The organism is uncultured Desulfobulbus sp. (assembly GCF_963662935.2).
Classification (GTDB): domain Bacteria; phylum Desulfobacterota; class Desulfobulbia; order Desulfobulbales; family Desulfobulbaceae; genus Desulfobulbus.
Genome location: NZ_CAXXTL010000002.1, coordinates 13,112 through 36,257, shown reverse-complemented (window position 1 = coordinate 36,257; position 23,146 = coordinate 13,112). Strand labels below are relative to the sequence as shown.

The following is a 23,146-nucleotide window of genomic DNA, read 5'->3' as shown; positions in this document are numbered from 1 at the left end:
GAACACTGGAGAACTGCAATATACCTGCCATTCGTTGACAATTGATGCTGAGAGTCCTAGAATATGGCGAGTCAAGAGATCCAGTCATTCATAGACAGTGACAATCATAGCATTAACAGGTGGAATCATGAAACTGATGCATTTACATATTCTGGCACAAGCTGCAGCGATGATCTGCATGGGAACTAGTGTAAACAGCGCTGAGATCCCAATAAAGGTCGGAGTAGTCGATCACCATCTCCTACTTCAGGATGACTTCATCAAGGAGTGGAAATCCGACTGGGAGAGCAGAACGATCGTCTCGCTGTTCAAAGGTCACGGGATACAAGCCGAGATTATCGGCGCGGATGTGCTCAGGGATGCAGGCAAGCTCAAGGAGTACAAGGCGATCATGATCCCTACCGACCACTGCTATCCTGAAGAGGGGTATCTTAATGGGATTATCTCAAAATCTATCACGGAGTATGTTCGATCCGGCGGCATATACATCATGCCGATGGGGGCATCCCATTACCGATGGCGCGATGTGAATACCGGAGCTGTCGGTGTTGGAGCGGGTGAAGGTCAGCGTGACTTCCTCGGACTCACCTGGCGGATTGTCAGCGATCCCGGAACTGATGGCCGTATATTGAAACTGACGCCGGCCGGTGAGAAGGCTGGCATCCCATCACCGAACCTTGGATCGCATGTTGTCACCTATACCAGATCAATTGATCAGACTGCTCTCCCTGTCTATTCATATGTCGATAACCTGGCAGGGCATTCCTGCCTCTATGCCGCAAGCATATCAAAGGGAGTTGTCATCCACTACACGGGTTGGACTCCACTCGATGCGAATGTCAGAGACTGGTTGATCGCCAGCTACTCCGCGATATTGAAAAGCGGACCTGATATGGACGCGATTCGCTCGCGCAGAGAGATGGGATCGCGCGTATACACATCGATTCCCGTAGCGGACAGGCACGGATCGGGTGAACTACGACTTGACGGCGACTGGGAGCTGGCCAAGACAGAATCGGTTTTCTCTGTTACTCCAAATATTCCGACAGACGGCGAATGGACCACGGTGAAGATGCCGAATACCATCCAGTATGCGCTCTATCTGGCAGGAAAGACACCCAATCCATGGTGGGCGGACAACTACAAACAGCTTCAGTGGATACAGAACACCGACTGGTTCTTGCGGTGCAGATTCAAGGTTCCGGCGGAATGGAACGGCCGGCAGATCAGGCTTCGGTTTGACGGAGTCGATTATCTGGCGGCGTTCTGGCTCGATGGCGAGTTCATCGGCAATCACGAGGGGATGTTCGGTGGTCCAACCTTTGATCTAACCGGCAAGCTCACTCCCGGCAAAGAGCATGAACTGCTCATACGGCTCTTCCATGATACCGGTCCAGCCATGAAACCGCTGGCGCTCAACGGCTGGAACCTGTGGGGGAACAAGTGCACAACCATCGGAATGTGGCAGTCTGTTCGTATCGTATCGACAGGCAAGGCGTATGTTGAGACCCCCTATGTGCGAACCGAATCGATCGGCAAGGGGAAGGCATCGCTCTGGGCGCAGGCGATGATCACCAATGCAGATGAACGCTTCCACGGAATTATCCGCGCGCGAATCATCGACCTGACGACATCGAAGACTATGTGGGAGACGAATACAGCACAACCTGTTGCATCAGGCACCTCGTTCTGGGAGCAGCGGATCAATCTGAGGAATCCGCGGCTCTGGTGGACGAACGGACTTGGCGACCAACCACTGTACCGCCTTGAACTGACTCTGTTAAAAGATGGTAAAGAATTCGACCGAATCTCCACCCGCTTCGGCGTGCGCACCATCGAACTCAAACGCAACCCCCAGCCTGCGGATTCCCCAAGAGCCGAGAGCTGCACATTCGGCGCGGATCCGGCGACAGAACCGCTTGTCTATGATGCCATGAAGCTCTCCGACGAGTCTCACCGCTACCTGTTCGTGGTGAACGGCGTCCCAGTCTATATCAACGGCACGAACTGGCACACATCTGAAGGTCTGTTCGCGTATAAGCAACTTCGCCAGGAGTGGTGCGTCAAAGCAGCGACAATGTCGGGCATCAACCTTTTCAGGCTCAACGGAGGTAATGCGCTGTATGAAGATGAGGAGTTCTACAACCTGTGCGACGAGAACGGCATCCTTGTGTGGCAGGATATCCATGTATGCGGAGCCCGAGGGACGGATATACCGCTCTCTACATGGCGGGAGCAGCTTACCCAAACGGCATTCAGACTGAGACAACATCCATGTCTTGCACTCTACTGCGGAGGGAACGAGTATGTACCGTACCGCAACGAGATGATGGCGGTCCTGGGCGTCGCGCGGGATGTCTTCGCTTCATACGACGACCGGCCATTCCGCATGTCATCGACCAGCGGCGATTCATGGCATTACCCCAACTACGACCAACCCGGACTCGGATTCGCGGCTGAGTGGCATTTCGGCTACGGCTTCTCGAATCTTTCCCAACTCAAGAGAGTTCTGCCGGAGCAGGAGCTAGATTCGAATCCGGTGGGTTATGACTTCGCCAAATTCGGGGAGGCGCACCCGATGTTCCGCGACCAGTTCCTTGAGTGGAGCTGGTTGATGCCGTTCTATTGGACTCCGGCGTCGTGGTATGTCGACCTGTCAAAAGCCGGGATACCCGAATTCATGGAAGGTCAGCAGGCTTTCCGCTCCGATAATAATGCATACGCGGCCGAACAGATGCGGGCGCGGTTCCCTGAGGTGGGCGGGCAAACCTTCTGGGGATTCAATCCGCAGGCACCGACGTCTGCGTGGCATGTGATCGACTGGTTCGGGCAGCCGCAGACCGCCTATTACACCATGAAACGCGCACATGAGCCGGTCCATGTTCTGGCGAATATCAGGACCAACTGGACCAAACCGGGGGAGATGTTTCTGGGTAGCTGGTACAGCATGAAGCCTGGTGATGAGTTCCGGGCATCGGTGTGCGCCATCAACAGCACGCTGAAACCGATTACAGGCGCAAAGATCACTGCCAGGATTCTGGACTCGAAGATGCGGCCGGTCCTGGAGAGGAGTTGGACGACGACGATCCCCGCGGGGGGAAATCCCGGCAAATCGACAGATATCACATGGAAATCGTCGATTGATATTCCGAAGTCATTCTACTTCCTGGAGCTCACACTCAATGCGGAAGACGGGAAGAGGCTCTCGAGGCAAATGTATTACTTCCGCATACACACTGATGATGCACGCGCGATGACCCCTGAAGGTCCATGGCTCAAACCGCAGATACAGAGTGTGCCTGCCGCCCTTTCGGCATCCATTAAGGCGGTGCATGCGCTTTCCGATAAAGAAGCTTTGATCACGATTGAAGTGCATAATACAGGATCGAATCCCGCATACCCGGTAGAATTGAACCTCGCGCCGGATACCCACTCCGTCATCTGGTCGGACAACTATTTGTGGCTCCGTCCGGGCGAGAAGATCACGGTAGAGGGATTAGTTCGCACCGACATGACGGGCCTTGACCTGATGTCATCCCAAGTGAGAAAGCCGATCTCCGAGATGGAGATCGAGGTGTCAGCATGGAACGCGGAGACGGTGCATTTGCAGCTCTGATGCAGGTCATCAAAGCCATATCAGCAATCTATGTATTGACGTTAATAATAATTGTGAATGACATAACACCATAAAAGAGCAGAGCATCTCACAGAGCGATTACTCGCTTGTAAGATGCTCTGCTCTGCAACACAAGATATAATCCATGGGGGTGGATTATATCCACCTGGGGGTTTGTTTTCAACCCAGTCTTTATGTATGTCCTTTCGGACCTTCATTCCTATAAGATGGCGGCCTCACCGGTTTCCTTGGTTCTGATGCGCATTGCATTATCTACCTTGTAGACGAATATCTTGCCATCTCCGATTTCACCCGTACCTGCCGCATCAGCGATTGAATTCATAACAGAGTCTACGATTTCATCCGGTACTACTGTCTCGATTTTGATCTTATCCAGCAGGTTTATTACATATTCCTGACCTCTGTAGTGCTGGGTTCTACCTCTCTGCTTACCGCTTCCCATTACATGGGAGACTGTTACTCCATGCAATCCCAGATCATCCAGAGCGGTTTTCACCGCGTCCAGCATGGCTGGTCTCACAATTGCCTCAATCTTTGTCATTATGATCCTCCATTGATCTTACCTAACTATTTCGGAATCTGAATCTCAGATATTCATTACTCTATATTTTGCTTTCAATTCCTAGTTCTTGCTTTTCGACACCGGCGTTGTTATCGAACTCTCGGTATATCCGGGAATCGTTGGAACTGCTGATGGTATAGCCCAATGATTTAGAGCATACTCCGGATAAGCAGGAACTCCATGCTCATGGATATCGAGTCCATCAAGTTCACCTTCTTTGGATACTCTGAGACGACCAATAGCCTTCACAGAATACATAACTACTAGAGCAATTGCGAAAACAGTTACAGTTACTACCAGACTGCCAATTGCTTGGGCTGCCAGCAGATTTGTTCCTCCGCCGTATAGAAGTCCCTTAAGCGGTGCGGAGGTGTCTGCTCCAAATGGACCCGCAAGACCATACTTACCGCAAGCAAACAATCCAAGTGAAAGCGTTCCCCAGATGCCGCAGATTCCATGAACCGGTACAGCGCCAATTGGGTCGTCAATTCTAAGCCATTCAAGCAGATTGACTGCTGCTACTACGATGATACCTGCAATAGCACCGATTATTATCGAAGCTCCGGGTGATACCCAATAGCATGGACAAGTTATCGCTACCAGACCAGCAAGGAATCCGTTGACCGTGAAACCCATATCCCATTTTTTTGCCATAGGATAAGCATAGAACATTGCAGCCATACCTCCTGCGCAGGCAGCCAGCGTTGTATTTGCAGCTACTCGGCCTATGCCGTTGAAATCCATCGCGGAAAGCGTACTGCCAGGGTTGAATCCGTACCATCCGAACCAGAGTAGAAGTCCGCCGATACATGCAATCGTTAAGTCATGTGGTAGAAAAGGTCCACCGCCATCTTTCCTGAACTTGCGTCCAATTCTTGGTCCAAGAGCAATTGCCCCTGCAAGTGCTATGAATCCGCCGATTGTATGTACAACAGTTGATCCAGCGAAATCATGGAAACCTGTACCTAATGCCGGTAAGAAATTACCCGCGCTTCCCATAAGAGCAAGCCATCCATCAGGACCCCATGCCCAGTGACCGATTATTGGATAAATAAATCCGGATACTGCCACACTATAGATCAAGTCTCCAACAAAACTCGTTCGTCCAATCATCGCACCGGATGTAATCGTTGAACAGGTGTCAGCAAATGCAAATTGGAACAACCAGAATGCCAGGAACGATACTCCCGTTGCGCCATAAGTATCAGGCGCTCCTTGCAGGAAGAAGAACTCTTTGCCAATCCAGGGACTTCCCGTACCGAACATGAATGCAAATCCAAATGCATAGAAGAGGAGTCCGCAAAGACAAGTGTCTACAACACATTCCATCAATACGTTAACCGTCTCACGAGATCGGCAGAATCCAGCTTCAAGCATAGTGAATCCGGCTTGCATCCCAAAAACCAGGAAAGCCGAGATCAATACCCAGACAGTGTTCAATGGATTTACTATTTCATTAGCTTTTACTACCGGATCAGAAGCTGCTCCTGCAGATCCACCGATAAGTGATGCAATTATTACTATTGCCATTAATGACAATATTACTCCAATCAGTTTACCCCCAAGTAGAGCGTATCCATAACGCCTCCATTCCGGGTCGCGTATACGAGCGCCTAATCTGGCTAACTTGTTAACTCTCTCACTACTAACTTCCGGATTCATTGATTTCCTCCTTTTTCTAATATAAACTAAATAAATCTTAAAACAGGATTTTGAGGGATACTATTTCTGGGTTTCCTGTTTTTTTGTATTCCTTATCAAAATTACTTTTGTTTTCTTCATTTCAATTAGTCCTCTACTTTTCAATTATTTGTTGAAAGTACAATTCGTGTTCAACAGCTATATTATGCTCTATCCACATTTCAATATCGTTACTCTCAAATTAATCTAGTATTTCTCTTAGATTACGATTAGATTTCACAATGAGCGATGAAATACTTCTGAAGGTGTTGTTGAGAGCTTTTGATATAACCCTGAATGATTTGACAGTGAAACATTCATAATGTATCATTAATATAGAAAATGAAATGATTTCAGGGAGAACTAAATGACTATATATGGCAGAGATATAACTGTCTCAGTCTCAGATACACGGATGAAAATGCTGGCAACTGTATTCTTTGCAGTGTTGACGGCGGTATGTGCGAAACTTTATGTAAACTTGTGGTTTACCCCCGTGCCAGTCTCGCTTCAAGTGTTCGTTGTCCTCCTTGCAGGATTGACACTCGGCAGCAGATTGGGTGCTCTCAGCCAGGTTGCTTATCTGATGATGGGTCTGTCCGGACTCCCGGTTTTTGCCGGAGTGGTTTCCGGTCCTGCGATACTTGCCGGTCCGACTGCCGGATACCTCATCGGCTTCATTGCAAGCGCTTACACAGTAGGATTAATCTCTGAAAGAATGGTAAGTAAATCACGTTTTGGATATCTTATTTCCGGTTTGGCCGGAATTGTTGTAATCCACTTATTCGGAGTGTTATGGCTGACCTCATGGGTGGGTATAACCGATAACAGGACATGGATCACATCTCTGAAAAGTGCCTGGTTGATGGGTACAGCGCCGTTTGTGCTGGTCGACATCATAAAGGCGATTATGGCATCAGGGATAGTATCTGGTGTAAAATACAGTAGATCAATATTAGGAGGATTTACAAAACCCTGATATTGTGAAAGACAGGATTGATATGAATATCATGTCAATGAATAAACGCTGCTTGCATCAATGTAGATGCAAATCATCAAAGGAGATGGAAAAATGAGCGTTGTAGATCTGGAACTGGTGTCCAAATATGCGGACATCGGGGTTGAGGCGCGGCAACTCCTCGGCAAAAGCGAGCAGGAGCATTACGCGAACCTCAGCCTGAAATGGGAAGGCGGCCTCATACAGGCCGATACCTATGTGGTTTTTCACTGTGCGGTAAGGGGTCCGGCAAAGGGTGGAATACGCATGTCTGAGAACGTTTCCATGGAGGAGACGCGCAGACTCGCTGAGTTGATGACATACAAGTGCGCCCTTGCGAAAATCCCTTTCGGCGGAGGAAAATCTGGAATCTGTATAAACCCCAAGACTCTCCCCGTAGAAGCGCGTCGAACTCTCATCAGAGAATACGTGCACATCTTTGAGCCGTTCCTGCGAAACGGAGCCTACATCCCGGCGCCTGACCTGGGTACCACACCATCTGACATGGCAACCATTTATGGACGCACACACATGCCAGAATGCGTGACGGGTAAACCTCCGCGGATTGGCGGTCTCCCCGGTCGTGAGGAAGCAACCGGATATGGAGTGGCAACCAGCGCACGAATGGCAGCAACCAGCATCTTTGGGAAACAGCCGTCGGAGTTACGTGTGGCGATACAAGGCTTCGGCAATGTTGGAAGATGGACCGCCAAATTCCTGAATGACTGGGGTGCCAAGGTCGTTGCGATCTCAGATGTCAACAAGGCAGTTTATATGGAAGATGGACTCCCCATCGCGGAGATGATGGCGATGAAGACGCTTGCAGATGCATCGCTGCCTGAGATTAGCCATGATGAACTGCTGCTTCTCCCTGTAGATATACTTATCCCCGCCGCTGTTGAGAATGTGATTACGGAGTGCGTGGCATCAAACACCGGCGCTAAGCTGATAGTAGAAGCCGCAAACGATCCCACAACCCGTGAAGGCGACTGTATTCTGCAGGCACGCGGTATCCCGGCGATACCGGACATCCTGGCAAACGCAGGCGGTGTGATTGCCTCATACATCGAGTGGAGGCAGGCGAAATCCGGCAGTCTTACAGAGCGGTCTGAAACATATGCTGCGATTGAGAAACAACTCACCCGTGCATTTGAAGAGATGATCGAAACTGTAAGCCGTGAGAATGTCAGCCATCGTCTTGCTGCGCATATCATCGCGGTGAACGAGGTTGTAGAATCCATGCGGGACCGCTCCTGGGTGTGAGATTGATGAGGGCAGACGGCGAATATCCCGTCTGCCTCCGAGATCGGGCACATACCCGGCATACTGAAAAAGACGCCTAATCAAAATGACTAAGCGCCTTTTTCACTCACGAAAAATGGTGAGCCCGGTGCGACTCGAACGCACGACCCACGCCTTAAAAGGGCGTTGCTCTACCTGCTGAGCTACGAGCCCGCTTTTTGAACAAAAGCAGAGGAATTATATCATTTTCCAGCCTGTATGTCAAATGTCTGCCTCAACAAAATAACATCATTGGAAAGAATATAGATAAATGATATAATGCAGATGAAGAAAATGAGTATTTACAAAGCATGCGACATAAGAGGAATATACGGTACAGACCTCACTGATAACGATGCATACCTCATCGGCAGGGCAATGGGGGCCATACTTAGCAGCAAAGATGTTGTTGTCGGCGGTGATGTGCGTATAAGCACGCCTGCCTTAAAAGAGGCTCTCATCAAAGGTTTATTGGCAAGTGGTTCAAACGTTGTTGATGTGGGAATAGTTCCGACTCCTGTGTATTATTATGCTAAATCTCTTTTGAATATCGAAGCCGGCGTAATGGTTACTGCATCGCACAACCCTCCAAAGTTCAACGGGTTTAAGCCGGCACTGGGTTCGCTTCCAATCACTGAAGCAGAGATACAGAACATCCTATCCATCGTTCGCGAAGGTTCTTTTCCAGATGACATCGGCGTATTGAAAACGTATGATATCATCCCGGAATATTTGAAATATATAGCATCTATATCACCCAAACCTTCGAATGCCGGAACACTTAAGGTTGTTGTAGATTGCGGTAATGGATGTTTCTCCGAAATAGCGCCATCTATACTTAAGAATGTTGGATACATTACAGAGAGTCTATTCTGTGTGCCGGATGGTTCATTTCCTAACCGCAGTCCAAACTCTGCCGTTGCCGCGAATCTGAAGGTCCTGACATCAACAGTTGTGGAGTCAGGTGCCGATCTGGGTGTAGCATTTGATGGTGACGGCGACCGTGTGTCATTTATCGACAGTAAGGGGCGGATGCTTTCTGCTGATAAGTGCATCGTTGTTTTAGCCGGGATGATGCTGGCAGATAATCCGGGTGGAAAGATTGTATACGACTTGAAGTGTTCATCAATAGTTCCGGAATCTGTAAGCAGAGCAGGCGGAATACCTCTTGCAGAGAGATCGGGGCATACATTCATCAAAACTCGTATGATTCGAGATGAAGGGCTTTTTGGCGGTGAGATCAGCGGCCACTATTTCTATAAGGAATTGCACGGCGGCGATGACGGTTTGTATACTGCCCTCAAGTTAGCAGGATATCTGGCTGAAACCGGATTGCCGCTCTCAGATCTCGCGGATTCTATACCGGAGTATGCCATTACACCTGATATCAGGCTTCCATATGATGGGGACCGAAAGGCGGTAATCGAGAAGATCGCAGCCGGATTCCCAGATGAGATGGTTTCACGAATCGACGGCGTGAAAATCAACTTCACTAACGGCTGGGGTTTAGCTAGAATATCGGTAACTGAACCGGTAATAACACTCAGGTTTGAAGCAGCAAAGCCGGACTTGCTTGTAGATATCATAAACGAGTTTCTGGCGCCTGTGCCGGAGATATCTGACTCTGTCATCAAAGAAGCCGGTTTATAACCCAGAGTCTACCTATTCATTAATAATTTTTCAAAAAACATCAACTAATCTTCATCATATGACAGTATAATTATCTTTGGACTTATGTGAATTCAATTTAGCGTCAGCAGATCGAATGGAGACCAGCTTCGTGTTCGCTCCTAAAGACTCAGGCAGTACAAAATCAGAAGACATTCTGTTAATAGAAAGATCGAAGAAGGGTGACTTGTCGGCTTTCGATGATCTTGTGCGCCGCTACGAGAAACAGATTTACAGTTACGCCTACCGTATGACACAGAATTACGATGACGCCAATGACATTGCCGCCGAAGCATTTATCAAAGCATATCAGGCAATCGACAAGTTTCGAGGCGATTCAAACTTCTCCACCTGGCTTTTCCGCATTGTAACAAACATATACCTCGACAAGCGCAAACGCACAAAGACCCATGTCAATATCCCGCTTGACGAATATATTGAGCTGGAAGAAAACTCCGTCGCCAGGCAGTATGAAGATCCCGCGCCTGATCCGCTTGAAATGCTTGAAGAGACCGAGCGTAATTCCGCCCTTCAGCAGGCAATCAATGAGCTTCCGGATTACCAGCGCGTGATGGTTCTGCTGTTCCACACCAAAGGTTTATCATACGAGGAGATCGCAGGGATTGTAGATCTGCCGATTGGCACTGTGAAATCGAGACTGAACAGAGCGCGGCTTGCTCTCAGACAAAAATTAGATGGTGTAAGGGAACTTTTTGACGTCTAGCGCCGTCCAAAAACTGATGAATAAAATTTGTATAGTTAAAAGATGGGTATCTGTAACATTAAGCAGTTGTCCGGGGAGATGGTATAAATGAAGTGCGAAAGAGCAAAAGAACTGCTCTCTGATTTATATGAGGGTAATATTGATTATGCTCTGACTGATACAGTACGCAGTCACATAGATTCATGTGCGGCATGTAAACATGAATATAACAGATTGAAAAGCATGTGGGCTGCGTTAAATACAATGCCGGATATAGATCCGCCAGCCGATTTCAGACATAATGTGATTTTGAAACTGGCACAAGCCCAGAACGATAAGCAGAATGCCAAACGGAGTCTGTACAGCCTGAAGTGGAGCGACTTTGTTGGACAGTTACGGGCATCGCGTAAGGTAGCGGCTGTATGTGCGGGAGTAATTCTCACAGCATTGTTGGTAAGCGTGCCAAAAGATACATATCGATATGCGGCAGGTATATTCAGGCCTGATTTTGCGCCTGTTACAATGCCAAGCCGCGACACATCAGTGAATGATGCAGCACAGACCTCTGTGTATGACATGTCCGCCATTGATAAAGAGAAGTGGATGTCACGCAAACTGATTCGGAATGCAGTATGGACTTCTATCAGCGGTACTCAGAATGGACAGAACGCAACTCTGTATAAAATCGAATTGACCAAGAACAACAATGCTCTTGTTAACAGCAGTTCGATAGAGTCAATCAGAGTTAGTGTTTACATAGCGCCTAATAATGAATACAACATCGACACAATCAAGAGCGATATGCCTTCATGGACGGGATTAATCACTAATGACTCATCGGTTACAATACCGGTAATAGTTGATCAATCATCAGATACTGTAAACCTGCTGATTACATGGACTACAAATAGTAATGAGTATGGTCAGTTTGTATTCCTTCCATCAAAGAATGTAACACAATCTGATTTGTTGAATCAGGGACAGTTGATTGAAACTGACAACAACCTTTATGCAGAGCTGAGATCAATTGCAAAAGACTTTGGATTGCCGGTTGTGGTGAACTCAAATCTGCATGTAGATATTACACCATCTGCTGCAGGAGCAGGTACTCTGAACAAAGAACTAAGAAACTTGTTGAGTCCTGTAAGTCTGGATTGGCTGAGTGCAGATAATGTAGTATATGTAGACAAAGAGTATACCGTAAACAACGAGTAATACTTTCCAAATAAATGTCTAAAGCCGGATACAATAAAAAATGTATCCGGCTTTTTTATTTTACAAAGATTTTTATTTCTGAATTATTTATCGAAAACCATCTTCTGGATATCAATACCAGGAACTTCTCTCAGTTTAGCTTCCATTGCTATGATTGATTCTTCTTCACCATGCAGTTCCAGAATGAGAAGTCCGTTTGGAGAGCAGCTTGTTTCTGAGACATCATGGAGCCCAAGCCGCGTTTTTATGTTGCATCCAAATTCTGAGAGTATCGTCTGCATATGAGGTACGTTTTTCATCCGGTTGCTGATCTTTATTCCAAATATAACCTGCTTATCCATAATTGCCTCCATTGATATATTTACTTTCACTTACTTTACTCTGTCTACCGCAATTATATATAATTCAAAACATTTGCTCAACCAGTTCTGACATTTTATTTGAGAATACCAATCCGATATTTATTATCCCGATATTCTTTACCCATCATGCATCCGCTTATACAGTTATCTGTACATGTGTAATTGCACGGTTCTACATGTACATGCACGCTGCATTCCGGGAAATGTGCTGTTATATGTTCGGTTATATCTTCGCAGATCGCGTGTGATTCCTCAACGCTCATATTTGCTTCTACAGTGATATGAACGTCGATGAACCGGTTTGATCCGGCTTTGCGTGTGCGAAGGTGATGGAATCCGCAGATGACTCCTGCTTTGCCTGCCATATAATCGCGGATCCATTTTTCTTCCTCTACCGGAAGACTTACATCCATTAGGTCTCGAGCAGATTCTACAGTTAAATCATATGCTGCTTTTATGATAAGAAGCGCCACAGCAATCGCAGCTACAGGGTCGATCCATCTTATATCGGCATCTGGGAATATCTTCTTGGCAATCATATATATCGCCAAACCGGCCATTACTCCTGCCGATGTATATACATCGGTACGCAAATGCCAAGCATCGGCTTGCAGCGCCACAGAATCAGTCGCTTTGCCAACTTTGAACAAACGTGATGATACAAATAGATTCACAAGCGCTGATAACAGCATAATACCCACACCCCATCCAGCCGCTTCGATGGTTGTTGGTTTCATCAGCTTATGGACCGCTTCATAAATGATCCATAAAGCAGCCACGAATATCAGCAGAGCTTCCACAGTGCCAGATATGTTTTCAGCCTTGCCATGTCCAAATGGGTGGTCTTCGTCAGCCGCTTTCCCCGATGTTTTCACCGCAAAATATGCGATAATCGCAGCGACAAGGTCTACCCCTGAGTGGATTGCCTCTGAAATAACCGATACAGACCCAATGAAAACACCGATTACTATCTTAAATATGACAAGCGACGTATTTGAGATGATAGAGAGCATCGCCACAGACGCTTTGCGGTTTGAACCTGTCATTAAAAACCTCTTTGATATGTAATATGCGACAAAAAACCCTGCGAGACATTATACTGTCCCACAGGGTTTTGATTCCTGCTGCATACCGCCCGGCCGCATCCTCTTAAAATTGAAGACCGCCTGATCTGCGATTAGTATATGAAAAATATGTTAATGTGTCAAGATGTGAGTTTCAAACGGGTGGAATTCCACAAAGTGGGTAGAACACGGTCTACGCTGCTCGTGAAGCGGCTTCTATGCGCTCAAGCTCGTTGGAAAGAAGCGCCGTTCTTATGGCCAGCACTACATCAGCACCATCCTTTGTCCACCGCATTCCCGCCAACTTCATTCTTTGACCCACCACTACTTTGCAGGCGGATTCTACAGGTCCGCTGCCAATCATCATGCCTTTTGCTCTATATGCCGGGTAATTCATGTATTTGCGATACTTTCTGAAATAACCGCCTTCCAAGCGTAATGCTTCCCGACTCGACTCATCTTTGGGTTTACGCCGCTTGATTGCATTGAGCAGGCTCTTGGGACCCTGATTCTTCAATTTCTCACAGTGCTCCTTTGCCCAGCGAGTCCCCTTTGGGTTTCCCTCTCCATATAACTCTGCGGCAAGACTGTATATATGTTCGCAGGCATGGAAGTAGTCGAGGATCTTAATACTTTTCGGAAAGTGATTTCTTACCTCGTTCCATATCCATTCACCTCCATCAGCCAACACCACGCACTCACGAGCCTTGTCATATCCGGCATGCATCGCCTTTGTGTATATCCGTCTGCCAAAATCCTCACTCTTCTCTTGCGCAGCTATAAACCGTGAGTTGCTTACGGTGTCTGTCTCAGCGCCATCAAGTCTTTTGCCTTCATATATCACCGCGGTCTTGATATCATGCCAGGCTCCATCTGTGTGTGCTTTTGCAGCATCGATACCGATATAGAGCCTGTCTAGAGATGCATCAGTAATAGCTTCTTCGCCCGTATCTACCGCTGCGATGATTGCCTTTTCTTCTTCAATGCGGAGTCTAATGCCGATATCACGCACTATCTCCTCTCCGCTGCTCTCTTCTATCACTAGTCCTGTGGCTAATTCCACCAGATGCATAGCCGCTTTATATGGTAGATCGGCACAGACAGTTGCCACAAATGCCTTCACTCTGGGACTCCATACTCTATTATTCAGTCCCTGCTCTATATCCCATGGATTATATGTGCGATGGCATTCGCGGCACCGGTAGTATCCCCGAAACACTTCCACATCCCCATGGAGCGTTCTTATCCAACGCTTGCGGTAGTCCTTGAAATCGGCTTCTTTCCCGCATTCACAACTTATCCTGACTCCTCTATATGTGGGATTCCCACTCATCTTCCCCGCTACCTCCTGCATCATAGTATTGCCGATGATTCGCAGGATATTCTGTATCTCGTTCTCGGCAGTGGTTATATCCGTCGTATTCAGATGATTAATCGCAAAATCTCTTACCGCCTCAAGAAGGGAGTTATGCTTCTCATGTGTAATCATAGCCTTGGGAATCTCCTTTGGAATTATTTGTTTGGCTACAATATAATTCTCCATTATAGAAGGAGATTCCTTTATTTCTTACTACCCACAAAACTCGGTCGCACCCGTTTCAAACAAGATAATTATTTCAAATCTATCTTGATGTTTTCAATATCTCATCCGGCTTGTAAGCTTGTACCAACGCAACTCCTGCGCTTGTTCCAAGCCTGTTGGCGCCTGAGTCGAGGAGGTTGATCGCATGATCCAGCGTTCTTATGCCGCCTGCTGCTTTCACACCGATTGCCGGTCCTGTAATGCTGCGTATCAGTTTGATGTCTTCTACTGTCGCTCCATTGGGTGCGGTACCCGTAGATGTTTTAATGAAATCGGCTCCTGCTTCAAGGGCGATCCTGCATGCGATGATCTTTTCGCGGTCTGTCAAATAAGGGGTTTCGATGATGACTTTGATCAGTGTGCGTTTTGCATCTTGTGTCATGCCGGATATATTTGCGGCGCTCACGATATCAGATATCTCCCGCCTTACAAAGTCGTAATCACCGGATTTTAAGGCGCCAACATTAATTACAATATCAAGTTCATCAGCTCCGTTAGCAACGGCGTTCCTTGCTTCATGAACTTTTGATGCACGAGATATGGCGCCATATGGAAACCCTATCGGTGTGCATACTTTTACATCACTGTCTTCAAGCTCGCTAGAGACCAACGGCAACCAGAACGGAAAAACAACAGCCGCCGCAAAATGATATTTCCTGCACTCATCGCAAAATCTGATGATATCTTCTTTTGTGCCTGTAGGTCTTAAGAATGTATTATCAATTAACTTGCAGAATTGCTCTTTGGTGTACAACCAGACCACCCCGAAAAAATAATTCATTTACGAACAGGTATAAAACCCCGCCGTATTTATATGCAGAACTCATATATATTACTGCAAACCATCATAAAATATCAAATATCGCCCTTTTTTAGGATAGTTTTCCCTTGAATGTGAATTTCATTTCGTTGGATTGAGAAAAATCTGTCTTAATTTGAGTGTTTTTGCTTACGGATACTTCTTCGATATATAATCCCTATTTGCGCTAATTGCCATTAGTTGTCTTATGTATTTTCTTGTGTTATTCTGTGGAAATTTATGGTATTATACCGTATTGGTAATTATCCTTTATGAGGCGCTGATGCATTATGCATAATTCACAAGCAGGATCGATTCAACCGGTTATCGTGACTTTTGCCCCAACATGGTTCAACCGTTATTACGGAATGGACTTCTCTGCTGAAACATGGGATGACCCCATCAGTCGGGTGGAACGCAATCGTGAAATGACACGTCTTCAATATGATAGATTCAGTGACGTTGGATTGGGATGTGCTGATCCGGGACCTGCGCCTGTGTTCAGCGATGCATATGGGAACTACTTCATGCCAGCTCTGTTTGGCTGTGAGATATCTTATCACTCAGACCAGGCGCCTGCATCGATTGCATTGAATTCAACCATTGAAGATATGCGGCATCTACAGGTTCCTGATTTCAATACGAATCCCGTCATTCAGAGATCTCTTTCAGAAGCGAAAGTTTTGATTAGGAAATACGGTTTCTGTCATGGAGGAATCAACACCGGAAGCCCGATTAATGTAGCCGTGAATGTGTTCGGCGAGGAGTTCCTGATGGCATGTGCCGCAGAACCGGAAACAGCTCAGCATGTGCTGATGGTCATAGCTGAGACAGAGTTCCGCCTGTATAAAGAGCTATCAGCGTTTGTTGCACCAGTTGAATTTCCACTGGAAAATATCAGTTTCGGTTACGGCAACTGTCCCGCAATTATGTTCTCACCTAAACTGTATCGGGAAGTCATTTTACCGGTCGACAAATGGGTCAGAAGCCAGGTCGCGGCTTTCCACCTGCACCACTGCGGCGTGTTCGACAACTACATTGAGTTGTACAAAGAACTGACACCTGACAGCCTTGATATCGGCGGAGGAAGCAACTACAAGGCAATCAGGGATGCATTTCCTGATACACCTTTCTCAATGATCGTCAATGCGCCGGATGTTGAAGGGAAAACAACATCCGAGGTAGATAATCTAATCGGTTGTATGGTAGACGGTGCCGCTCCGACAACTCATATCTCTCATCTTTGGGTAGGTGAGGCAGGCGATATAATTGAAGATGAGACCGTGAGAGCCCTGAGAACCGCTCATGAACGGATATTTATATAGAAGACCCAATTGCTTCGGCAGCTCGCTCCCGAAGCTCAACGCACTAAAGCTGGTTAAACACACCAAGGCTGGTTCTATAAAGCATCGGGACAAGTTACCTGGTTTACAACTGATGTCTCGTATCCTGTCAATCCTGCCTATCCATGTTAAAATCTGTTCTGGTATCAGAGGCTTCGGGAGCAAGCTACCGAAGCAACTACATTATCTAAGAAGGTAAGTATTTTGATAAATCGTTTTGTTTTCGTTTTACTGTTTCTAATTATTATAGGAGGCGCTGTTTTGGGATCTGAATCTAAAATCGGCAATTCAAACAAGAAATCAGGATTTGATACTGTTGGACTTTACATCTGGACCGATACTCCGGACCAGCATGCGTTCTGGAAGTCATGTGGAATAAACACACTCCAGTTCTGCGATTTGGGGTGGTGCCGCAACCTCAATCTGCATGACTCTTACTACAAGGGTATGGCGGCAGGTATAGATAAGGCAAAGAAAGATGGATTTAAAACTAATGTGCTGCTATTCGCGAACATCCGCCAGTGGAAAGGCCCTCAAGATCTTGAACCAAGCGGCATAGGAACAAAATTTCATCCAAGCGATGAAGCAGCCATGCAGGAACGATTGATGTTCTTAGCTAAAACCGTCAAAGCGCTCCACAATGCAGACAGTTTCTCGTTCCTGGGTGGAGATCCCGGCGGTGTGCCGTCTGACCTGGGTCCGGCAACGGTTCAGGATTGGATCACTATGGCGAAACGAGTTCATGAAGTTGTAAAACGTGAGGCACCTCATGCCGTATTCAATGTGAATCCATGGGCGATCACAATGTGGCAGTATCCCGACTTGGGGTGCGGTTCATCTGAATGGTGGCTGAAAGAAACAGAGCTTACCAAAATCATCATCAACGAGAAAGACTTTATCGGATCAAAAATCGGAGTAGAGTTGGCAGGTCATAACTACTACCGGGCGATGGCATTGCGGAACTACAGCAGAGATGGAATTAATCCGGAACCATTCCCCACGGCAGACGATGTAAAGATGCTAAAAAATAAAGGGACCACCCGCATTTGGGCATGGCCATACTTCCTTCTAGATGAAGCAGATGACGGCGATGTCGGTCCGGATGGATCTATTCTACCCTTACCCCAGTCAGAAACGCGTTACATATATAAACTGGTGTCTGAGATGCGTGCAATCGGCATGACAGGGATCATGGGGAGCTGGAGTTATGCCGGATATCTGGCAAAAGCTCCGAACACCTACGCATTCGGCAGGTTCTGCAACGATCCTGACGCCACACCTGCGATGGTTATCGATGAATATGCCAAATGCGTTGCCGATGACTCTACATGGGCATCGCTTGCACAGATTCTTCGATTCATTGAGAACAACAGCAACTGGCAGAGAAAGCTTCCGAAAGAACGGCAGTTGCCCAATTATGAATGCAACATACAATCGGCAGATATGGCACTCGCGAAACTGGCGAGGATTGTGCCAAGAGATAAACCACTCTTTGCTCTTCCTGAACCTGCGCCGAAATACCTTTCTCGATTGAAAGAGCGCCTGGAGCTGATCAAAAATAAATCTTTGTGAAATATTGCAGATCAATTCTCAGACCAATTGACATTAAAAGCAGTTCATATCTAAACGAAGGATAAGTGCGATACAACAAACACTTATCCTTCGTTTAGAGTTATTCATAAATGGAATACGGTTTCATTGTTATCGATCATTTCTTCAATCGCTTATTGATAATACCGATGTCTTTGTATACATCTCTGCGATTTCCAACCTTAACAATAAGAACAACTAAAGATTCATCTCTGATGGCGTATATAATCCGATAATCACCCACACGAATTCTATATGCATCTACCTCGGTCAACTTTTCAGATACTGATGGTCTTGGCTTCTCTGAAAGATCGTCAAGAAGCTCTCCAATGCGTTTTTTCTGTGCATGAGGCAGCTTATTGAACTCCCGGGCAGCGTCCGGGTCAAAGATCACTTCGTAACTCATAAACCGGAATCCGCTTTGATCTGCTTCCAGGAGATACCCTCACCTGTTTCCTCGAATCGCTGTAGGCGTTCTCTGATTGTAGGAAGGTCTCGAGTATCTTCGATTATATCAAGAACCTGTTCAAGAAACTCCAGATCTTCTAAAGGGACCAGCGCGGCTACAGGAACGCCTCGACGCGTAACTTTCAATCGTTCATGAAGATAATGAACCCTGTTGATTAACTCTCCAAGACCATCTCTTACTTCTTCAGATGTTACTGTAGTCAAACTAATGCCCTCCTGCATTTAAATCCCGTGAACCACAGGCTTCACGTGTTTAGTATACTTCAATAATGTGCATATTGCAATAATAATGAATAAGCAGGCAAACAAAAAAAGAGGAGCGTTAGCCCCTCTTTTTGAATCTATCCACTGATTGAATTTTTTGATAAACGCCTATTTTCTCTCGCGGAATCGTTTCAACTCAAGAGCGATCATCGCAGGCGGAACGTCAGTCAATGAACCGGCTCGGTCGATTACTCTCGCAAGCGATCTCTCTGTAAGCTCATCTACTTGGCCGCCTTCAGGAATCAGATCATCCATTGCATCTGAAATATCTTCAATCACAGATTCGATAAATCTCGCTCTGGCTTGAGGAAGCTGCCTGAGAGGCAGATTCGCATAACCTCGTCCGACCTGCTCATACAATCCTTCCCATGTTTTAGTGATTGCAGATTCTTTTTCGCGCTTCTTCTGTTTTGCATCAGCAAGTCGTTCGGCATCAGCTTCCTTTATTTTTACATTCTTCCAGTCAGCTACTGTCTGTCCTTCGATAACTCTCAGGAAAAGCCTTGTTCCACTGTATGCCTCCAGAGCAGATTCGATCGCGTTTCTATGCTCAGGAACTGTAAGATGCCCGCTCATATTAAAATTCGTTGGAGTAAATCCAACTACAAAAAAGCTATCTTCGATGATAACCGGTACTGCTAATTCAAGTGTACGCCAAAGAGTGGGATGAATGACTTTTTGTTTTACATTATCTTCAACTTTCTCCCATAATGCCTTTAAATCTACCTGATTTGTCATTCCAGCGCCTCCTGTTATTCGTTGCTAGCTAAATTATATCAGAATGATGAGTTTTTGAACAAATTGAGTATATCTAACTGAATACATTAAAGTCAAGAAAATAGTTTTTCAGTCTCTACATTCATCTGTCACTTATTAATATTCCTGATAATGGCGTGATACCTTAATCATCAGGATATACGAATTCATTATCTGATAATCTTCATTCTATCAGCCAATCTTGACTGTTACAATCCCATGTGCCGGTAATCTCACTTTCAGAATATCGCCATCCATCTTCGCCGATGATGCAGGTAATGGACATTCCATGATATCTACTTCCTGAGCAGATGCGTTAGTGACTGCCAGATTTGAAATCCGGACTTCACCTTCAGTATCAATTCCATCCGATTCAAACAGCCTTATGATTACTGCATCTGAATCTTCTGCTTTCTTAACTGCGGCGACTTTTACATTTGGCGTTAACTCTTCGACAAAACCCATTTCGCCTGGGAGATCACCGGTATGGATATCCGTGCTGAGTATGGACATCGGCAAGTTGAATGCCGATCCTTCATTAATCGCATCAGAAACATCGCACAATCCATCATGTGCAATAATGGCGAATCTAATATCATGTCGTTTAACTTCCGGTACAGGATCAGGATTGAAGCTTGATCTGATCAATGTCAACCGCAGCGTATTTCCATCGGCATTATGACCGTATTTATCGGCATTTACCATAGTGATACCGCATTGCCCGTCCGCATTGATCTTCTCGCCTGAAAGATCCGCCCATTTCAATGCCGGGACTTCTCTGCCATCAGGTTTGCGTTCAATACTACCAAATGGAATTTCATATGCGCCTTTAGAATCTGATATCTGGACAGGGAATGCCATTCTGAGCATAGGAACACCCAATGCAGGAGTACCTATCTCACGCCAGTCTGCAATTACTCGGAAATCCACCATTCTGCTTCCGGCATTCAATCCAACTTCCACCCAGATTCTTGATCCCTTTACATCGCGGCCAAATTTCGCAGAGCATCTATACGGTCCCTTCTGCGAGTAATCGGTTGGTGGAAATGGATTCTCTGTCCTGCCGAAGCTGAACGGTAACCCTCCATCACAAGGCAGATCAAATCCCTGCCATCTATCGATAAGCTTCCCTTCATCAATAAGTTTAGTAACACTCATAAGCGGTCCGATGGTCCATGATGACATTGGATTTGTGGCTTCATGGCAGTATTCCAGTATCCCCATCATCTCGCCATCAGGCACATAATCATATCCGGTAGCCTTATCGATTAGGTGAACGATTCCGCCTGAATTCATATCGAATTCAACTTTTAGATATTCGTTCTCCATCACTGATGGTGATGTAAAACTAACTCCTTCCGGCTTCTTCGGAGACGGATCGCGTTCGATGATATATGTTTTATATCCCATGCCGGGAACATTATCTGCCGGGAAAAGGACGGTGATGTAATTATGATAAAGCCAGTAATTGCCGGTCTCAATAACCTGCCCAGCAACCGATGAACCATCTGAACCTCGAACAGTGATCATATCATGAGGAATCTCTTTGTTCCAGACACGTGCTGCAACCATCTCTGATCTGGCAAACGGCATCTGGTTGTAAATCAGGAATGGATCGCCTGCGACAGACCCTGCACCCCATGCTGAAACTCCGCCCATTGTACCCAGATCACCTGCGCCTCCACCGATTCCAGGTCCAACGCCGGAACCCTGATCTCCTGATGGCAGTTCAATCCCGAATGTCTTGCTGGTGTCAATTTTTCGAGCGAGTTGCTTGAGTGCTCTTGCTCGGATCATCTCAGTGATCGATTGTATCTCCTGGAACTGACCCTCTGCACGGCGATATGTAGCATGTATTCCGGATCCAGGGAGGATATCATGGAACTGATTGAACATTGCCATGCGCCAGGCTTTCTCCAGTTTCTCCGATGGATATTGGAAATCCGACAACCGACCTGCGATCAGTGATAACGCCTCAACTTCGGGGATTATGTTTTCACTTACGCGGTTTGCGTGTTTTATACTGCTCTCTGATGTCCAGCAGCCATCGAAGACAAAGTTGATCTCATCATCAAGAACAAATAGATGGCTAAGGTCTTGAGCCTCTACTGATGAATAGTAGTCATCCATTGTTGAGAGTTTATAAGCTGGGAATATCGGCCACGAATCTGCCTCAAGCGCTTTCATAATCATCTGACGGGTAGGTCCACCGCCATGATCTCCCACTCCATAAAACACAAGGAAGTCTTTCAACCCATTTTCTTTGATATAATCTGCAAGCGATGTGGAGATATAATCGATTGGTAAATCTACGCTGAATCCGGGCAGCTTATTGTAGAAAAAGCTCAGGAGTTTTGACCCATCCGGCGACTTCCACCAGAACAGCCACTTATCAGGAGCCATTCTACCATATCCATATCTTGTAACACCGCCTCTGGAGAGTATAGACGGCAAAGTCCAGGCGTGACCGAATGTATCAGGTTCCCATGTAATTTTCACCTGATCATAAGGAATGCCAAACTTCTTATTCATATAGCGCTTTGAATAAAGGAGATGCCGGCATATGATCTCGCCGGATGCCATGTTTTTATCGCCTTCAACCCACTGAGTTGCAACCGGTTCCCATCTGCCTTCTGCAATCCTCTGTTTGATTCTCTCGAAAACTTCAGGTGAATACTCCTCCATTGCCTCATAAACAGATATCTGGCTCTGGCTGAATTTAAAATCCGGGAACTCATCCATCAGTTTATCAACAGTAGAGAATGTGTCATGGCAGATGCTGACTGTCTCCGGAAATGGCCACATCCAGTCCATATCTATATGCGCATGACCGCAACAATGTATTGTATACTCCTTAGCAGCTTTCCCAATCGGCGCCATTATTGATTCCGCCTGTGCAACTGCGCCGTCCAGATCAAAACTGCCGCCGTTTGCGATTGTCTTAGTAAAACTCTTCATCGCATTGATGATGAGATCATTCCATTGATCTCTGGTATCTGCAAATAGATCACTGAACATCCGTGCGAAATGAAGTTCATGACGAAATCGCTTACATGCAGGTGTAGATGCAAAATTTGATGTATCGATCTCTACCATCAATTTGTCGAATTTGTGTAAAAAATCCATTAAAATCTCCTTGAATTAATCAGTTAGGTAATCTAAAAGTATGGCTTAT

The 23,146-nt window shown here is 46.4% G+C and carries 18 protein-coding genes, 1 tRNA gene and 1 riboswitch; of the genes, 8 read left to right on the top strand and 11 right to left on the bottom strand.

All coding sequences use genetic code 11. The features are described from left to right. Window positions 1-127: 127 nt before the first annotated feature. The gene (locus ACHZCX_RS04775) at window positions 128-3,616 is read left to right on the top strand and encodes a sugar-binding domain-containing protein (RefSeq protein WP_319586092.1); all 3,489 of its coding nucleotides are present in this window, start codon (window positions 128-130) and stop codon (window positions 3,614-3,616) included. 220 nt (window positions 3,617-3,836) lie between these two features. Here the strand turns inward: ACHZCX_RS04775 and ACHZCX_RS04770 are convergent, their stop codons facing one another. Then, a complete protein-coding gene (locus ACHZCX_RS04770; RefSeq protein WP_319586091.1) occupies window positions 3,837-4,178 on the bottom strand; it encodes a P-II family nitrogen regulator in 342 nt (113 codons plus the stop codon). A gap of 81 nt (window positions 4,179-4,259) precedes the next feature. Continuing rightward, complete coding sequence (locus tag ACHZCX_RS04765; RefSeq protein ID WP_319586090.1) at window positions 4,260-5,861, bottom strand: ammonium transporter; 1,602 nt, start codon at window positions 5,859-5,861, stop codon at window positions 4,260-4,262. A 385-nt stretch (window positions 5,862-6,246) separates the two neighbouring features. Here ACHZCX_RS04765 and ACHZCX_RS04760 point away from each other — a divergent pair, with 385 nt between their 5' ends. Both ACHZCX_RS04760 and ACHZCX_RS04755 read left to right on the top strand, forming a co-directional pair. Continuing rightward, window positions 6,247-6,858 (top strand): biotin transporter BioY, encoded by a 612-nt coding sequence (locus tag ACHZCX_RS04760; protein ID WP_319586089.1) that lies wholly within the window; start codon window positions 6,247-6,249, stop codon window positions 6,856-6,858. A 93-nt stretch (window positions 6,859-6,951) separates the two neighbouring features. Then, on the top strand, window positions 6,952-8,139 hold the full coding sequence (locus ACHZCX_RS04755) for a Glu/Leu/Phe/Val dehydrogenase (protein WP_319586088.1): 1,188 nt from the start codon (window positions 6,952-6,954) through the stop codon (window positions 8,137-8,139). A 116-nt stretch (window positions 8,140-8,255) separates the two neighbouring features. Here the strand turns inward: ACHZCX_RS04755 and ACHZCX_RS04750 are convergent. After that, window positions 8,256-8,331: transfer RNA gene (locus ACHZCX_RS04750), tRNA-Lys, on the bottom strand. A gap of 111 nt (window positions 8,332-8,442) precedes the next feature. Here ACHZCX_RS04750 and ACHZCX_RS04745 point away from each other — a divergent pair. The 3 genes from ACHZCX_RS04745 (at window position 8,443) to ACHZCX_RS04735 (ending at window position 11,743) form a co-directional block, all read left to right on the top strand. Then, window positions 8,443-9,807, top strand: coding sequence for a phosphomannomutase/phosphoglucomutase (locus ACHZCX_RS04745; protein ID WP_319586087.1), 1,365 nt, complete (start codon window positions 8,443-8,445; stop codon window positions 9,805-9,807). Window positions 9,808-9,922: 115 nt separating this feature from the next. Continuing rightward, window positions 9,923-10,549, top strand: a complete 627-nt coding sequence (locus ACHZCX_RS04740) for a sigma-70 family RNA polymerase sigma factor (RefSeq protein WP_319586086.1) — start codon at window positions 9,923-9,925, stop codon at window positions 10,547-10,549. A gap of 87 nt (window positions 10,550-10,636) precedes the next feature. After that, window positions 10,637-11,743, top strand: coding sequence for a zf-HC2 domain-containing protein (locus tag ACHZCX_RS04735; RefSeq protein WP_319586085.1), 1,107 nt, complete (start codon window positions 10,637-10,639; stop codon window positions 11,741-11,743). An 83-nt stretch (window positions 11,744-11,826) separates the two neighbouring features. Here ACHZCX_RS04735 and ACHZCX_RS04730 read toward each other — a convergent pair whose 3' ends face one another. From ACHZCX_RS04730 to deoC, 4 genes are all read right to left on the bottom strand, one after another. Next, window positions 11,827-12,084, bottom strand: coding sequence for a hypothetical protein (locus ACHZCX_RS04730; protein WP_319586084.1), 258 nt, complete (start codon window positions 12,082-12,084; stop codon window positions 11,827-11,829). Between the two features lie 95 nt (window positions 12,085-12,179). Further along, on the bottom strand, window positions 12,180-13,151 hold the full coding sequence (locus ACHZCX_RS04725) for a cation diffusion facilitator family transporter (protein WP_319586083.1): 972 nt from the start codon (window positions 13,149-13,151) through the stop codon (window positions 12,180-12,182). Between the two features lie 51 nt (window positions 13,152-13,202). Beyond that, window positions 13,203-13,289, bottom strand: a riboswitch (NiCo riboswitch). A gap of 73 nt (window positions 13,290-13,362) precedes the next feature. Beyond that, window positions 13,363-14,712, bottom strand: coding sequence for an ISKra4 family transposase (locus ACHZCX_RS04720; RefSeq protein ID WP_319586082.1), 1,350 nt, complete (start codon window positions 14,710-14,712; stop codon window positions 13,363-13,365). Window positions 14,713-14,791: 79 nt separating this feature from the next. Continuing rightward, a complete protein-coding gene (gene deoC, locus ACHZCX_RS04715; RefSeq protein WP_319586081.1) occupies window positions 14,792-15,505 on the bottom strand; it encodes a deoxyribose-phosphate aldolase in 714 nt (237 codons plus the stop codon). 335 nt (window positions 15,506-15,840) lie between these two features. On the opposite strand from deoC, the gene ACHZCX_RS04710 reads away from it, so the two are divergent. After that, on the top strand, window positions 15,841-16,875 hold the full coding sequence (locus ACHZCX_RS04710; RefSeq protein WP_319586080.1) for a uroporphyrinogen decarboxylase family protein: 1,035 nt from the start codon (window positions 15,841-15,843) through the stop codon (window positions 16,873-16,875). Between the two features lie 279 nt (window positions 16,876-17,154). Continuing rightward, the gene (locus tag ACHZCX_RS04705) at window positions 17,155-18,465 is read left to right on the top strand and encodes a hypothetical protein (RefSeq protein WP_319586079.1); all 1,311 of its coding nucleotides are present in this window, start codon (window positions 17,155-17,157) and stop codon (window positions 18,463-18,465) included. 136 nt (window positions 18,466-18,601) lie between these two features. Here ACHZCX_RS04705 and ACHZCX_RS04700 read toward each other — a convergent pair whose 3' ends face one another. From ACHZCX_RS04700 to ACHZCX_RS04685, 4 genes are all read right to left on the bottom strand, one after another. Continuing rightward, complete coding sequence (locus tag ACHZCX_RS04700; RefSeq protein WP_319586078.1) at window positions 18,602-18,889, bottom strand: type II toxin-antitoxin system RelE/ParE family toxin; 288 nt, start codon at window positions 18,887-18,889, stop codon at window positions 18,602-18,604. Continuing rightward, entirely contained in the window at window positions 18,886-19,155 is a 270-nt protein-coding gene (locus ACHZCX_RS04695; RefSeq protein WP_319586077.1) for a type II toxin-antitoxin system Phd/YefM family antitoxin, read from the bottom strand. Before ACHZCX_RS04695 ends, ACHZCX_RS04700 begins: the two co-directional genes overlap by 4 nt. A gap of 168 nt (window positions 19,156-19,323) precedes the next feature. Then, window positions 19,324-19,953, bottom strand: a complete 630-nt coding sequence (locus ACHZCX_RS04690) for a hypothetical protein (protein WP_319586076.1) — start codon at window positions 19,951-19,953, stop codon at window positions 19,324-19,326. A 210-nt stretch (window positions 19,954-20,163) separates the two neighbouring features. After that, window positions 20,164-23,097, bottom strand: a complete 2,934-nt coding sequence (locus ACHZCX_RS04685) for a glycoside hydrolase family 38 C-terminal domain-containing protein (protein WP_319586075.1) — start codon at window positions 23,095-23,097, stop codon at window positions 20,164-20,166. Window positions 23,098-23,146 lie beyond the last annotated feature (49 nt).